We start from the raw sequence: 13,380 nt of genomic DNA on the forward strand, positions 1-13,380 counted from the left end.
CGGTATTTTATTATTCATGATGATAAGGTTCACCCCTTTGTATCGTCATAGCCCGATATAACTGCTCCACAAAGATCATTCTCACCATCTGATGAGAATAGGTCATTCTGGATAGCGAAATTTTCGCGTAAGCCTCCTTGTATACCTGTTCCGAAAATCCATAAGGCCCCCCGATAACAAAAACCAAACGCTTTGTACCAACCAGCATCTTTTGTGCCAAAAATTCGGAAAACCCTTTTGAAGTGTACTCATGCCCTTTTTCGTCCAATAAAACAACGATATCCGAGGTCTCCAACTGCCCCAAGATGAGCTCACCCTCCTTCTCCTTCTGTTGATTCTCCGTTAAATTCCTCGCATTTTTTATATCCGGAATCACCTTCATCTCGTAAGGAATATAAAACTTCAAACGCCTCTCGTACTCCTCAATCCCCGCTTTCAAATAAGCCGCATCCGTTTTACCGATAACTAATAGACATACTTTCATAAATCATGTATTATTAAACACCTCTCCGGCTCGATTTATAACTTTCACCCACCCGATTCACCCTCCATTTTGACTCCATATCAATGTATTTCTATCCTGTCTCCCACGTACACCCGAGCGAAAGTAATATTTTTTTCGGTTTCCCCTTGCAAAAACCCAAAAATTATCCCTATATTTGCAGCCGTTAACAAGAAGCCAGAGTTAACACACGCAAGTGTAGGTCCTATAGCTCAGCTGGTTAGAGCACCTGACTCATAATCAGGGGGTCCTTGGTTCAAGCCCAAGTGGGACCACAATATATTGAATGCCAATTAATTGAAAACAATTAATTGGCATTTTTTATTCTCCCTATATTTTTAGATTTTGCACAACGGGTATGCAACGACATTTTATTTTTATGACACGAACAATGGAAATTTCCACGGAAATATTACCGTACGGGACTATAATACAATTAAAAATCAACAATTCACATCGCAGGATAACGTATTTCTTTATCAAGAACTATTAGTAACTACTTAATATAAAAACAACTACCTTTGATGTTGCCAACAATATCGACTTCCAGTTTGAGCATTTCTCTTACATTGAGTTCCTTTCTTGGTCGTGGCTTGACACCTACCACGATATACGGATTCAGATGTAGTATTTACTTTTTTGGATTGGCTCTTTGGCGTAGACGGAGAAGTTGTTTTTGTCACCGAACGAATGGGAAGTTGTTTTATTATACCGGTTCTATTCAATACACTATCCAATTTAGTATAAAAACAAACCATATCATTTTTTAGACTCTCAATCTCTATTTTCAAAAGATGATTCTCATTTTTAATTTGATCATACTCACCACGCAATTTTAAATTTTCTTGTTCCAAAGAAGCAAATTTCGATTGTAAATCCAATATTTTACTACTAATTTCCTTATTTGCTCCACAAGAAGTAAAAACAAACACAAATAGACCTGCATATAAAAACAATCTCATCACATTTAATTATTAAGTTATTACTTTTAAAAATTCAATTGACAAAATTACAAATATTAGTTTAATTTTCAATAAAGAATATGATTATTGTTTTAAATAGTTTCAATTCTTTCATTTCAATACTTTTGTATAGATTTTTTTCTTTTTATTCAACAAACTACCGTATTATAATTTAGACATTAACATCCTTTTAAAGATTAAAAAACCACTTCCAAACCGGAATAATCTCAATTGTTGCATGGCCTATTTCCAGTACTTGTTCGAAATCACGGGTTATTACCATTAATTTTTTACATCCCAATACATTCGATAGCTTCAATAAAGCACTTATTTTCCGGTCAAAAGTACCGTCACGATTATCAAGATACGAGAAGATCAAATTATCAGACAACGGCTCATTTCCCCACCTTTTAATCATAGTCTCCATTTCGGAAACGATCGGCATACCAATTTCCTTTATTGTCTTATTCGTTAGCTCCGTTTTTTGACGCACAAAACAAATCCCTTCATCATCGATATGCTTATATTTTGTTATGCTCTAAGTGAATTTAAAATTAAATAAAGCATACGACATTTTTAGATTTAAGAAAGTTTAGTATATTTTGTTTTTCCACGAAAAAAATACAATATTGCAATAATATTTATCCTTATGATAATAACTTTAGAATGTATATAATTACCAAGAAAATAACTTATAATTACCAAAAAAGAGATCTATTATTTAAGATCATTCTGCTTATTTATGGTTTTGTTTTTATCACAAGCACAAAGTAGCTTGTATCATTTTGAATTTTTCTCATGGGACTTTATCACTCCTCTACACGAATGCAAACCCTCGTTTCGTAAATCGATCCGTCTGATTTTCGTGTAATAAAAGTGTATACTCTCCCCGAAGTCTGAAGCAATTTTCCATCACGATACCCCATAATCACGCACGAATCTTATGCAAAACCTATTCGCCGGAAAACCCATAACTCACTCGTTCTTAGCGCCAAGATATCTCTATCTGACAGCATCCGCCCAAATAAGCAGACCGGGTATTTTTTATTAAAATCACGTTCAATCAAAAGCTTTAAATTGCCGGAAAAATACTCCGGCAAATCGTTCAAAACATCTTATACGCCTCCACGAGACTCCACGTGTCTTTTAACTCTTCTTCCGGCACGTCGAGGTAAAAAATGTTTTTATCGACACCTCCCTCGTACTCCATTTCAACCCGGAGCGTGTCGATTTTTTTCCCGGAAAAATGACACAGGGGAGAAAAATCAAAACCAAAAATTGCGACAAAGTGAATAAAAAAGCGATCAAGTAAGGAAAGAGGGAAGCCATGTAGAGCTCTCCCGACTGCCTCGCAGAGTTAAGCGTGCTCAAATTAAAACCCATGTAAAAAAGAATGCATGCCGAGACTGTCAAAAAAAAGAACCGCCCCAAGCCGGACCGAAGCAATAATTTTGCTTGTATTCGAGTTATCAACATGTAACCACAACTTTTCATGCTAATCGAGGACTTTAGTTTAATCAAAAAACAGGGTGTAAGTTATAAAAAATTATCTATATACTCACATTTACATATACTAATTCGTAAAATTTATAAAATTAATATGATATATATCGTGATACTTTTCCTGAATTATCACGTATTCTATCCACAAAAAAACATACGAACCTTGTTAATGAAGGTCCGTATGTTTTTCTACTCTCTTTAAGCCAGCCGACGAATACTTATTTACGTTCTCCCAATTTTGCGTCCATAAAGAATAATCCTGCCTCTCCGGCTTTCTTTATCTTATCGACAATGGATTGAGCCGTTGCCTCTTCTTCCACCTGTTCACGAACAAATCCCCACAAGAAATCCTGGGTTGCATTGTCTTTCTCGGCGGAAGCGACCCGGACCAAATTATCAATCAACTCGGAAACGTGACATTCATGCTTATAGACGTGTTCAAACACCTCCAGCGGGCTGCCCCAACCTTGAGGTACCACGTCGATTTTGTCTACTTTCGGAACTCCTCCGCGCTTGATCATATAATCTGCCATCATGCAAGCATGTTCGGTCTCCTCTCCCGATTGCTTTTTCATCCAATGTGCAAAACCGTCAAAACCCTCTTTCTGCAAATAGAAAGACATGGAAAGATACAAATTAGCAGACCACATCTCTGCCGTAATTTGTTCTTTTATTGCCTGTTGCAATTTTTCTGTCATCATAACTTTTACTTTTAATTATCAGTATCTATTTCAATCACATTGTCTATTTTACATACACTCTTACATAAAAAAAGCCAAAAATAAACCATTAATACATTACATCAGAATTATTAATTTATTTTATACAATTCCATTATTAAAATAACACAATCGACAAATAAAGATAAATGACAACATACAGACAATCACATATATAAAAAAAATCACACAACCTATTTTTTACAATCTTTCAGCAAAATCTATTTACTGGAACTCTTCCGTTACACCTGTCATTTTGACATTCTGTATACAAGGAAAACCTTTTTATTTCAGTTTTCGTTAAATGATCACAAGAGATTAGTAACAAACATTTAAACTCCGACAAGATGAATAAAATACTTACCTGGTTTATGATGGCTATCTTATTAGCAAGCGTAACCCCACTGACGGCACAGGAGAGAACAACGGCCAAAGAAAAAAGAAAAATGACGCGGGAAGAACGTAAGCTCGCCCGGCAAAAAGAAGATGAAAAATTATTCCAAACAGCTATCGATGCACTGAAGAAACAGGATTTCGTTCTCGAGGCTCAAACATTAACCTTTAAAAAAGGACGAACAATAAGCGTAACCCCTTCCACTAACTTCATCTCTATGTCGGGAGACCGAGCTACCGTACAGGTTAGTTTCGTTACCGGACGTCCGCTTCAAAACGGCTTGGGAGGAGTAACCGTGGAAGGAAAAGTTTCCGATATAAAAATGAGCACGGATAAAAAAGGAAGGGTTTCATACAGTTTTTACGTGCAGGGATTAGGCATATCGGCTTACGTGAATATCTCCCTCGTCGGCAACAACAAAGCTTCTGCCACCATACTGCCCTCCTTCCATTCCAACACCCTCATCTTAAACGGCAATCTCGTACCATCGGAAAAATCCAATACTTTTGAAGGAAGAAAATTATAAGGCTATATATCATTCAAAATGACCTGATCCCGGAAATCGAATTTGTAATTTCCGGGATTGTTTTTAACCGTTAAAATCCCGTCCAAATCTTAGATTATTTAAAAATACGAAACGACAATTCTCACGAAATAAACGTTGAAATTCGGAAGAAAAGGTACAAACCCGATTTCGATCCGACGAAATTGTACGGCATAGAAACAACCTTCTTTTAAACATCAAAAATCGAATTAAATTTTACATATTATTTGTAATATAATATATAAATTATAACTTTGTAAAATTGAGGATATAAGGGGTATTGTGTAAAAATATGTCCTATGAAAAAATCACTCCTTTTCTTTTGTCTAAGTGTCATTTTTCTTCTTTCCCGTCAAGACAATAAATGGGAAAATGAGATCAGAAACCGTGTCGATTCCTATATGCGATTATGCGGCAGCAGCTTGTAGTACTGTAAAAAATCGTTTATACTACAACCCAACAGATTCCTCATTCCAAGATTCTACGGCCGGAGTCGGTAAAGAAAAAAAATATGATGTCACTCAGGTACGTCCTAACGACGGACTCTATTTAAATGAAACAATATCACTCTAAAACAATCAAAAACTACAGATATGAAAAGCATATTATTTTTAATCGCCTTACTAATAGGATTTTCTGGTGAAACGACATCACTAAAAAATAAAGTGGACAAGATCGAGATAACTTCACTACCCTTTGAAATAACAAACTTAACAAAATACCCTACCCCTCTTTACGCCGTCAACAGTGAACTTGCTTCAGAAATATCACTTCATGCCTATTCCGATGTAAACTTAAAGAAACGAATTAAATATGATGACACCAATTGTACCGTCTTTCGACGTTTTAATACAGAAAGCAAAAATTATATTTTATTAGATTTAGCTATTGAAATAGGAGAGAATGAACGACACTTATTAGCCACGTTCAATTCTAATTATCAAATCATAGACACATTAGACGTAGCCGTTGGAGGCTCATTTGACAATTTCACATTCACAAAACAATACCGTTTGGACAGCGACTTTAAGGCAACCGTGTATTGGTTAAAGCCACTCTCGGAAACACCCGTGTATTTTCGTCCGGATACCCCTCCTTTCGAGGCTCAACGGATAGATTCCCACTACCATATTGATGACAACGGCAAGTTTATACAAGACGAGGAGATTCTCTACAAACCGCAAATTTACAAGCCACAAGAAATTTCGGTCGACGGAAAAAACATTTGGGGTGGGAAAGAAGAAAAAATTAATCGACAATCAAAAACTGTTTTCTAACGCATAAAACAAAAACATTCAACCTTCAACAAGAAGTTTATCCAAAATGACAAGACTTCTTTTACAATAAACGCAGCATACGTATCATTTCGGAAAATTACGAATTTCCTTCGGGGGAACCGGGAGTCAGGTTATCCAAATGAAATTCCAATGCTTTTACCGAGATCAGTATTTCCCGTACCGATATGCTTAAGGAGATAACCAACAGCAGCAAGGCTATTCCGAACACGTATACCGCTGTCAGTTGAAGACCTATATAAATAAAAAAAGTGCATAACACGCAAAGGAGAAGACTGATTACCCCGTAAATCTGCATGGAACGAGACATATAAAGTCGCTTTTTCAGGTTATCCAGTTGTCGCTGCGTCATTGGAGTAGGATGTTTCTCATGCTCCACCTTCAGATTTCGTATCACCTGGGCGTAAGCCAGAAAACGGTTGGTATAAGCCAACATAATCAGCGATATCGCCGAAAACAGGATGGAGGGGGTCGTCAACGTTAATTCTTCCATATCTATCGCGTACACTTTTTCTGGTTTACAGTAGGTTCCAGAGAGGAGACATTCCATTTCTCTCCCAAATCCGGTCCGTTTTCTCCCGCGGCATAATACAACATATCTTCGTTCCGGTGTTTTTCCCAATAGTTCACGATAGGATCGATAAACCGCCAGCTGGCTTCGAGGGCATCATTCCGGGTATACAACATGGAATCACCCGACATCGCATCCAACAGCAGGCGTTCGTAAGCTCCCGGAATATACTCCTTGCAAAGAGAAGCATAACTAAAATCCATAGCCACCTGCTCGACCTCAAATCCGGCACCCGGAATCTTCAATCCGAATTTCATCCTGATTCCCTCATCGGGGTTAATACGTAAAACCAATTGATTGCAGGAGTTTCCGGGACATTCACCCTTAAAAAGTTTATGCGGGGCAGATTTGAAATGGATAATGACTTCCGATTTTTTCTCCTTTAATCGCTTTCCCGTGAAAAAATAGAAGGGGACATCACTCCATCGCCTGTTATCTATAAAAAATTTGATACCGACAAAGGTTTCCGTACCCGAATCGGCAGCCACGTTTTTTTCTTCCCGATAGCCCGCAACCGCTTCCCCCCGCACCGTCCCGGCCGTATATTGAGCCCGGACAACATTTTCCGCCACCTCGTTATCCGTCATCGGTCGAAGAGCCCGGATCACCTTTTCCGTTTCGTCGCGTATAGCTTCCGCGTCGATCGTGGCAGGAGGTTCCATAGCCACAAAAGCCAACAGCTGCATCAGATGATTCTGGATCATATCCCGTAAGGCCCCGACCCCCTCGTAGGATTTGCCCCGTCCCTCGATACCGATGGTTTCGAGAGCTGAAATCTCCACGTGATCGATATAATTGCGATTCCACAAGGCCTCGAAGGTCTCATTCGCAAAACGTAAAACCAATATATTCTGGACGGTCTCTTTTCCCAGAAAATGGTCGATTCGGTAAATCTCATTTTCAGAAAAAACGGAATTAACACAACGATTCAACTCTCGGGCTGAAGGCAAACTAATCCCGAAAGGTTTCTCTACCACAATACGCCGCCATCCGTTCTTCGAACGCATCAATCGACTTTCGCGCAGATAGCGGGTAATCGAATCATAGGAAGAGGGAGGGGTTGCCAAATAATAGATGGTATGATCCGGAATATCGTATTGTTGACGTAATTGCATGACCCGTTCGCTCAATTCGTCCGTATTGCCCTCCGGATCAAAAACCTGATAAAACAACAGGGGTAAAAAATCATCTATCTTCTCTTTCTCCTTTACGAATTCCCTTAACTTTTCTTTTATATGCGCACGGAAACTCTTGTCCGTGAAAGAAGAACGGGCTGTCCCCAATATCAGAAACCGTTCCGGTAATAACCCGCGAACGAAAAGTTCGAACAAAGAGGGCAATAGCATACGCTTGGTCAGGTCGCCCGACGCCCCGAATATGATTAAAATTTGATTCTCTATTTTTTTCATCATGATTACTATGCATTATAAGTTCCGGAAGCCGTTTCCCCTCCTTCTCCCGTCCAATCCGTGTGGAAAAAACGTCCCCGTTCGGTATCCGTACGCTCGTAGGTATGAGCCCCGAAATAATCCCGTTGAGCCTGAATCAGGTTGGCCGGAGAACGGAGTGTTCTCAATCCGTCGAAATAACTCAAGGCAGAAGAGAAACAAGGCAAGGCGATTCCGTTAAACACGCCGTCCGCCACAACACCCCTCAAGGCAGGAAGAGTCAACTGAATCTTATCCTGAAAAAAAGTATCGAACAACAGGTTATCCAAGGTGGAATCGCGATGATAAGCCCGGGTAATCCGTTCTAAAAAAGCAGAACGGATGATACATCCTTTACGCCATATTTTAGCTATCGCTCCAAAATCCAAATCCCAACCATAACGCATGGAAGCCCGCTTCATTAAAGAAAAACCCTGAGAATAGGAGATCAATTTAGCCGCGTAAAGAGCCTCTTTTACCGCCTCGATCCCGGAATCATTGATCGTAGCGGAAGTCACCAGATCGCCGGTCTCTTCCGTGGGATAAAGCACAGAAGCTTTTTCCCGCTCCTCGAGCCTCATGGACATGAAGCGGGTGAAAACAGCCTCTGCCACGGATGTCAGGGGATTCGCCTCATCCAAAGCCGACATAACGCTCCATTTCCCGGTTCCCTTTTGTCCGGCCACATCCAATATGGAATCCAACAAATATTGACCGTTCGCATCCCGGAAATGCAGTATATTGGCTGTAATCTCTATCAGATAACTGTTCAGTTCACCCCGGTTCCATTCCTCGAAAATTTGACCTATCTCATCGTTATTTTTACCGGTCCGTCTTCTTAAAATCGAGTAGGTTTCCGCTATCAGTTGCATATCGGCATACTCGATACCGTTATGTACCATCTTCACGAAATGCCCTGCTCCTCCGCTTCCGATCCACTCGCAACAGGGAGAACCGTCGTCTAATTTAGCCGCAATCGTCTGAAGGATATCTTTCACCAAAGGCCAGGCCGTTTCCGATCCGCCCGGCATAATAGAAGGTCCGTTCAAAGCACCCTCTTCTCCCCCGGAGATACCGCTACCCACGAAATACAACCCTTTTTCCTCCAACATTTTAACGCGCCTTGCCGTATCTTTAAAATCAGAGTTCCCCCCGTCGATAATGACATCCCCGGGACTCAGATAGGGCACTAATTGCCCGATCAGTTCATCCACGGGTTCTCCGGCTTTTACCATTAACATAATCTTCCGGGGTAATCTTAACGACTCCACCAATTGCTGTATCGTATAAGTCCCCACAAAATGTTTCTCTTTTCCTCGCCCCTCCAAGAAACGGGCGACAGCACTTTTTTGTCCGGGATGAATCCGGTTATACACGGAAACGGTATACCCTTTATGCTCTAAATTTAGCGCCAAATTCTCCCCCATGACTGCTAAACCGATCAACCCGATATCTGAAATTTGTGTCATCTTATAAATTTTAATTAAATAACCTTCTATATTACGTGGATTATTCATTTTTGTTCGATGTCCGCACGGCATTCGTACCGGTAAAAATAAAACTGCCGGGCAAAGACTCGATCTGCCCGGCAGCATGGTGAACACTATTTCATCACCATATTCCCTTTTAATAATTTACCCCTGGGTTTATTTATCCTTTCCCGAATCCAAACCGATCAGGTACAACACCCGGAAGGATGAGAATTTCTTCCGCAAAACCTTTGCGGCTCGAATCCGGGAAACGACGAATATCAATACTGTTTATAAAACAAATCAACCACTTTCCCATCGACTTTCGTACCGTAAATCACCTTATCTTCTTCCGTCCCGCTCACCAACACCTCGTCTTCCACGTTCAGCAAGAAGAACTCCCCGTTATCCAAACCGACTCCGACATGAGTATTGTTACTATAATTTGACTCGAGTGCAACAATCTTGCGTCCACTAAACGTTTTAAACGGCGCATGCTTGTTGGTTTTCAAATCATAATAATAGAGCACGGAAGGATCCGTTTCCGAAACAAAAAACATATAGAAACGTCCCCTCAACGCGTGGTATTTGGTATTTTCACCCATTAAGGCAGCGGATACGGCTGGTATCCGCGTGTAAACAATATTTTTTACAACTACATTGGAATTAGACGACGAATATTCAAATGTATAGAAATACAGCTCCCCGTTCGTTTTATGTTTCAAAATGGCACAAATATCCTGATCATAATAAGAAGCGTTTTTCATCTGGCAATATACCATCTCGTAATTACTCAGGTTATCGGGAGAGGGGCCTTTTGTTCCGTCCCAATCTTCCGGAGCTTTCAATTTATACAACCTTCCCGCGTCATAAAAAGAAGCCCCGTAAAGCATAAAGAATGCATGGAATGTTTCATCGTATAACATAAGATTATATGTCGATGTTCCTTGAGAAGCAGACAACAGAAAAGGCACGTTCAATTTCTGTTTATTCGATTGCAACGGAACATTTGCAAACAAGGCAAATGCATAAGGCGTTCCCGACCAACTATCGAATGTCTTCGTGAACACCTCCCCGTTTTCTCCCTGTATGGCAGCCACATTTCCTCCGGATACGGCCATCGATTTCGGAACAAACCCCTCCGGGTATTTTCCTCCCACAAACTCGTCGGCAATAGTTCCGATTTTTTGATAATTGGCTCCTTCCAAAATGATATTTCCCTCTGCTCCTTCCTGCAAAACCCGCACATCATTTCTTCCCGAACGATTTCCGATCAATCCAACAGGCCGCGTTCCCAGCTCCTTGTCATGAATGGCCCGGTAAATATCTTTATCCGTGTACCATTGTGCATTCTGAATCCTTACCAAATTCAACTTGCTCTTTCCCCCGTCATCGGATAAAATAATCCAACCGACCGTATAGCGGCTTTTATAAGTAAACGAAATATTCTGAGTGTAAATAGCCCCTGTCAACGTATCCTCAGCCATTACAATTCCCTCGTAACTCTTGCCGACCTCCGCGTCTTCCAAAACCATGTTCATATTCCGTTCGGTACATACGCATCCAAGATAATCGAAATGGTAAGACCATTTGTACATATTGGTATCCCCGGACTCCTTCTGTTCCTGATTGGCAAAAGACAACGACGGGGAAAATACAACCGGTTCTCCCTGATATACCGTAATCCCGTATACCGGATAGCGAATGGTTATTTTATGTGTTTCAATATCCTTATAGTCATAATTACCGTCGTCCTCAAAGCAGGAAAAAAGCAACAGAGCGCTGACCACAAGCATGCAAAATATTTTTATATTCTTCATATTCATTCTATTTTAAATTAAATTCTTACAGGTACAGTCATCGGATCTCCGTTTTCATCCGGGATAGGATTCGCATCCAGCCAACTCTTGAACTCGAGTGCCCAGGAACGAATCCAGTCCTCACTCGGGTTGGACAGATCCGGTTGAACAACTTCCACTAATTTCCTGAACTTCGTGTCGGAATACTTTCCCAGATAATAGTTCACCACCCGATTGTTCCACCAATCCGGCTTCGCCACATTATCATTCACTTTTAAATAAATACGACGATAATCCCGATCTCCTAATTTAAACACGGCATTCTCTTTTAGTTCCAAGCAGAGATAAGCATTCGTGGTTGTCAATTCAGGATAGTTGGTCAACTTCACGTAAAAGGTATCCAATTTACTCATCGGTTGAAAGGACGTTACCGTCGGCAAACTATAAAATCCGTCTTTTAAAGTCGTCTTTTCATTGACTACAGTAACCGTAAACTCCTGGTTCTCTTCTTTAGGAATTCCGGTATGCCTTATCTCTATCGGCCATTCACACTCGCTCAAATTTCCTAACATAAAGAAGGAGACGATTACCGTGTCTTTCTCTTTATTGGCAAAAGAGATATAACTATCCGACCGATATACTTTTATATCGTCTTTATTACAACTTACCGCACCAATAAGAAACAGTAACAGATATACGTATTTTTTCATAATATCACCATTTTATTAATAAAAATTCTGACTATCGGGCACCTTAAATGTCATTCGTTCTTCGGAAGCCGTAATCTCTCCGTTTTCGACCAAAATATTTCGATTCAAACGTTTGTACATAAAGAAAAGCTGTCCCTCTCCCACGAATTCCCGACGGGCATCGTTTATTAAAATATCATATAAACTCCCGATATCACTAACAGAAGAGATTTGACGTTTACATCCTTTCTTATCCCGGAACTCCTTCAGCAAACGCAAACATTCCGTTTTATTTCCTTTCAAAAAATTACACTCCATTAAAATATAATATATTTCACTCAGGCGTATCACTGGAATAGCTTTTCCTTCCACGTCATCCCGTTGGTAATTATCCACCCGGCGATATTTATAAATATTATGTTCGTCGTCATTACTTACAAGATTAGAGCGATAATCATCCATATCCTCTGCAAATATTCCGTCATAATCAGCCAATTGCAAAGAGCTCGGATAACTTCCCACGGCACAATAACTCTCTACCGTCTGAAGTAAATTACCATTGTAGAAAGCAAACAAACACTCCTCAAGGTATTTCTTTTGCTTGTAATTTAAAGAAGTCGTATAATCGTATGACGAATTGAAAGTAAACCATTTATTCCCGTTATAGAAACGATCATAAAAATGTTTAGCGTAAAACAAAGCGTTATCGACATCTCCTTTGTAAATATAGGCTCGGGCCAATAAGCCGACGATCGCACAATAATTCAAACGATAGCCTCTTTTATTATAAAAAGAACCTCCTTTCGACGTATACTGTCCCTGAAACCGGGCTGCCATCTTATAAGCCATACTCGTTTTATTATAAAGCGTATCGTGATAAGCTACCAGATCTTTTGCTTTCAATAAATCTTCAATAACTTTATCGATTGCATCTTTCGTTTTCAAAGGTACCGTTATAACAGAAGGATAGGCCTCATGATAAGGGACCAGGGCCGCCTGATCGTTTCTTGCCGGAGCAGGTGCAAACAGACGGATCAAATCCAAATGACAAAATGCCCGCAAAGCATAAGCTTCCCCCATGATCAAATTTTTAGCCACCGTATCCAACGTGAACGAAGAGGGTGAGGCTGAAGAGAGCTCGTTCAACAACAAATTACAGTTAGCGATAGCATTATAAAGCCCCGACCAGATATTATCAATCAGGGTCAATCCATAGGAAGACTCGTATTCATACTCACCCATGTAAGCGTCATTATTATCATAGATCAAGTCTAAATTGTAATTCTGTCCGATTACGCTTAAAGCTCCCCAACTCAGATTTTTTCCATACAAGCTTGTCTCCGCACACTTCTGATAAATCCCGTTCAAGGCATTTCGAAATCCCGCTTCATCCGAAAAGAGTTTATCCTTACTGATTTGGTTCGCCGGCTCCAATTCAAGCCAACTATTACAAGAGCAGAATAAACCTATCTGTATGCATAATATTATAAAACCTTTTCTCATCGT

At 40.1% G+C, this 13,380-nt stretch carries 13 protein-coding genes and 1 tRNA gene; 4 read left to right on the top strand and 10 right to left on the bottom strand.

The window, feature by feature from the left end; translation table 11 throughout:
* Positions 1–10: 10 nt before the first annotated feature.
* The gene (rlmH, locus tag BN3283_RS10525) at positions 11–484 is read right to left on the bottom strand and encodes a 23S rRNA (pseudouridine(1915)-N(3))-methyltransferase RlmH (protein ID WP_059026611.1); all 474 of its coding nucleotides are present in this window, start codon (positions 482–484) and stop codon (positions 11–13) included.
* A gap of 219 nt (positions 485–703) precedes the next feature.
* Here rlmH and BN3283_RS10530 point away from each other — a divergent pair.
* Positions 704–777, top strand: a tRNA-Ile gene (locus BN3283_RS10530).
* Positions 778–1,017: 240 nt separating this feature from the next.
* On the opposite strand, the gene BN3283_RS10535 is transcribed toward BN3283_RS10530, so the two are convergent.
* From BN3283_RS10535 to BN3283_RS10550, 3 genes are all read right to left on the bottom strand, one after another.
* On the bottom strand, positions 1,018–1,464 hold the full coding sequence (locus BN3283_RS10535) for a hypothetical protein (protein ID WP_059026612.1): 447 nt from the start codon (positions 1,462–1,464) through the stop codon (positions 1,018–1,020).
* Between the two features lie 190 nt (positions 1,465–1,654).
* Positions 1,655–1,882 (bottom strand): hypothetical protein, encoded by a 228-nt coding sequence (locus BN3283_RS10540; RefSeq protein WP_147625587.1) that lies wholly within the window; start codon positions 1,880–1,882, stop codon positions 1,655–1,657.
* A 1,303-nt stretch (positions 1,883–3,185) separates the two neighbouring features.
* A complete protein-coding gene (locus BN3283_RS10550) occupies positions 3,186–3,668 on the bottom strand; it encodes a ferritin (RefSeq protein WP_059026615.1) in 483 nt (160 codons plus the stop codon).
* A 365-nt stretch (positions 3,669–4,033) separates the two neighbouring features.
* Here BN3283_RS10550 and BN3283_RS10555 point away from each other — a divergent pair, with 365 nt between their 5' ends.
* The 3 genes from BN3283_RS10555 (at position 4,034) to BN3283_RS10560 (ending at position 5,901) form a co-directional block, all read left to right on the top strand.
* Positions 4,034–4,606, top strand: coding sequence for a DUF4251 domain-containing protein (locus tag BN3283_RS10555; protein WP_041502847.1), 573 nt, complete (start codon positions 4,034–4,036; stop codon positions 4,604–4,606).
* Between the two features lie 390 nt (positions 4,607–4,996).
* Positions 4,997–5,197 (top strand): hypothetical protein, encoded by a 201-nt coding sequence (locus BN3283_RS14535; protein ID WP_147625589.1) that lies wholly within the window; start codon positions 4,997–4,999, stop codon positions 5,195–5,197.
* 20 nt (positions 5,198–5,217) lie between these two features.
* On the top strand, positions 5,218–5,901 hold the full coding sequence (locus tag BN3283_RS10560; RefSeq protein ID WP_059026616.1) for a hypothetical protein: 684 nt from the start codon (positions 5,218–5,220) through the stop codon (positions 5,899–5,901).
* A 97-nt stretch (positions 5,902–5,998) separates the two neighbouring features.
* Here the strand turns inward: BN3283_RS10560 and BN3283_RS10565 are convergent, their stop codons facing one another.
* The 6 genes from BN3283_RS10565 to BN3283_RS10590 all read right to left on the bottom strand — a co-directional run bounded on the left by BN3283_RS10565 (position 5,999) and on the right by BN3283_RS10590 (position 13,377).
* Complete coding sequence (locus BN3283_RS10565) at positions 5,999–6,412, bottom strand: DUF2721 domain-containing protein (protein ID WP_041502845.1); 414 nt, start codon at positions 6,410–6,412, stop codon at positions 5,999–6,001.
* Between the two features lie 2 nt (positions 6,413–6,414).
* Positions 6,415–7,899: a glucose-6-phosphate dehydrogenase gene (zwf, locus tag BN3283_RS10570; RefSeq protein ID WP_059027240.1), complete on the bottom strand. Its 1,485-nt coding sequence runs from the start codon at positions 7,897–7,899 to the stop codon at positions 6,415–6,417.
* Positions 7,900–7,907: 8 nt separating this feature from the next.
* Positions 7,908–9,386, bottom strand: a complete 1,479-nt coding sequence (gene gnd, locus BN3283_RS10575; RefSeq protein ID WP_059027241.1) for a decarboxylating NADP(+)-dependent phosphogluconate dehydrogenase — start codon at positions 9,384–9,386, stop codon at positions 7,908–7,910.
* Between the two features lie 281 nt (positions 9,387–9,667).
* On the bottom strand, positions 9,668–11,206 hold the full coding sequence (locus tag BN3283_RS10580) for a PKD-like family lipoprotein (protein WP_286137643.1): 1,539 nt from the start codon (positions 11,204–11,206) through the stop codon (positions 9,668–9,670).
* Between the two features lie 17 nt (positions 11,207–11,223).
* The gene (locus BN3283_RS10585) at positions 11,224–11,895 is read right to left on the bottom strand and encodes a DUF4843 domain-containing protein (RefSeq protein ID WP_059026618.1); all 672 of its coding nucleotides are present in this window, start codon (positions 11,893–11,895) and stop codon (positions 11,224–11,226) included.
* 15 nt (positions 11,896–11,910) lie between these two features.
* Positions 11,911–13,377 carry a RagB/SusD family nutrient uptake outer membrane protein gene (locus BN3283_RS10590; protein WP_059026619.1) on the bottom strand — a complete coding sequence of 489 codons (1,467 nt, stop codon included), beginning with the start codon at positions 13,375–13,377 and terminating at the stop codon, positions 11,911–11,913.
* Positions 13,378–13,380: the final 3 nt, after the last annotated feature.

This window comes from Gabonibacter massiliensis, assembly GCA_001487125.1.
Lineage (GTDB): Bacteria > Bacteroidota > Bacteroidia > Bacteroidales > Marinifilaceae > Gabonibacter > Gabonibacter massiliensis.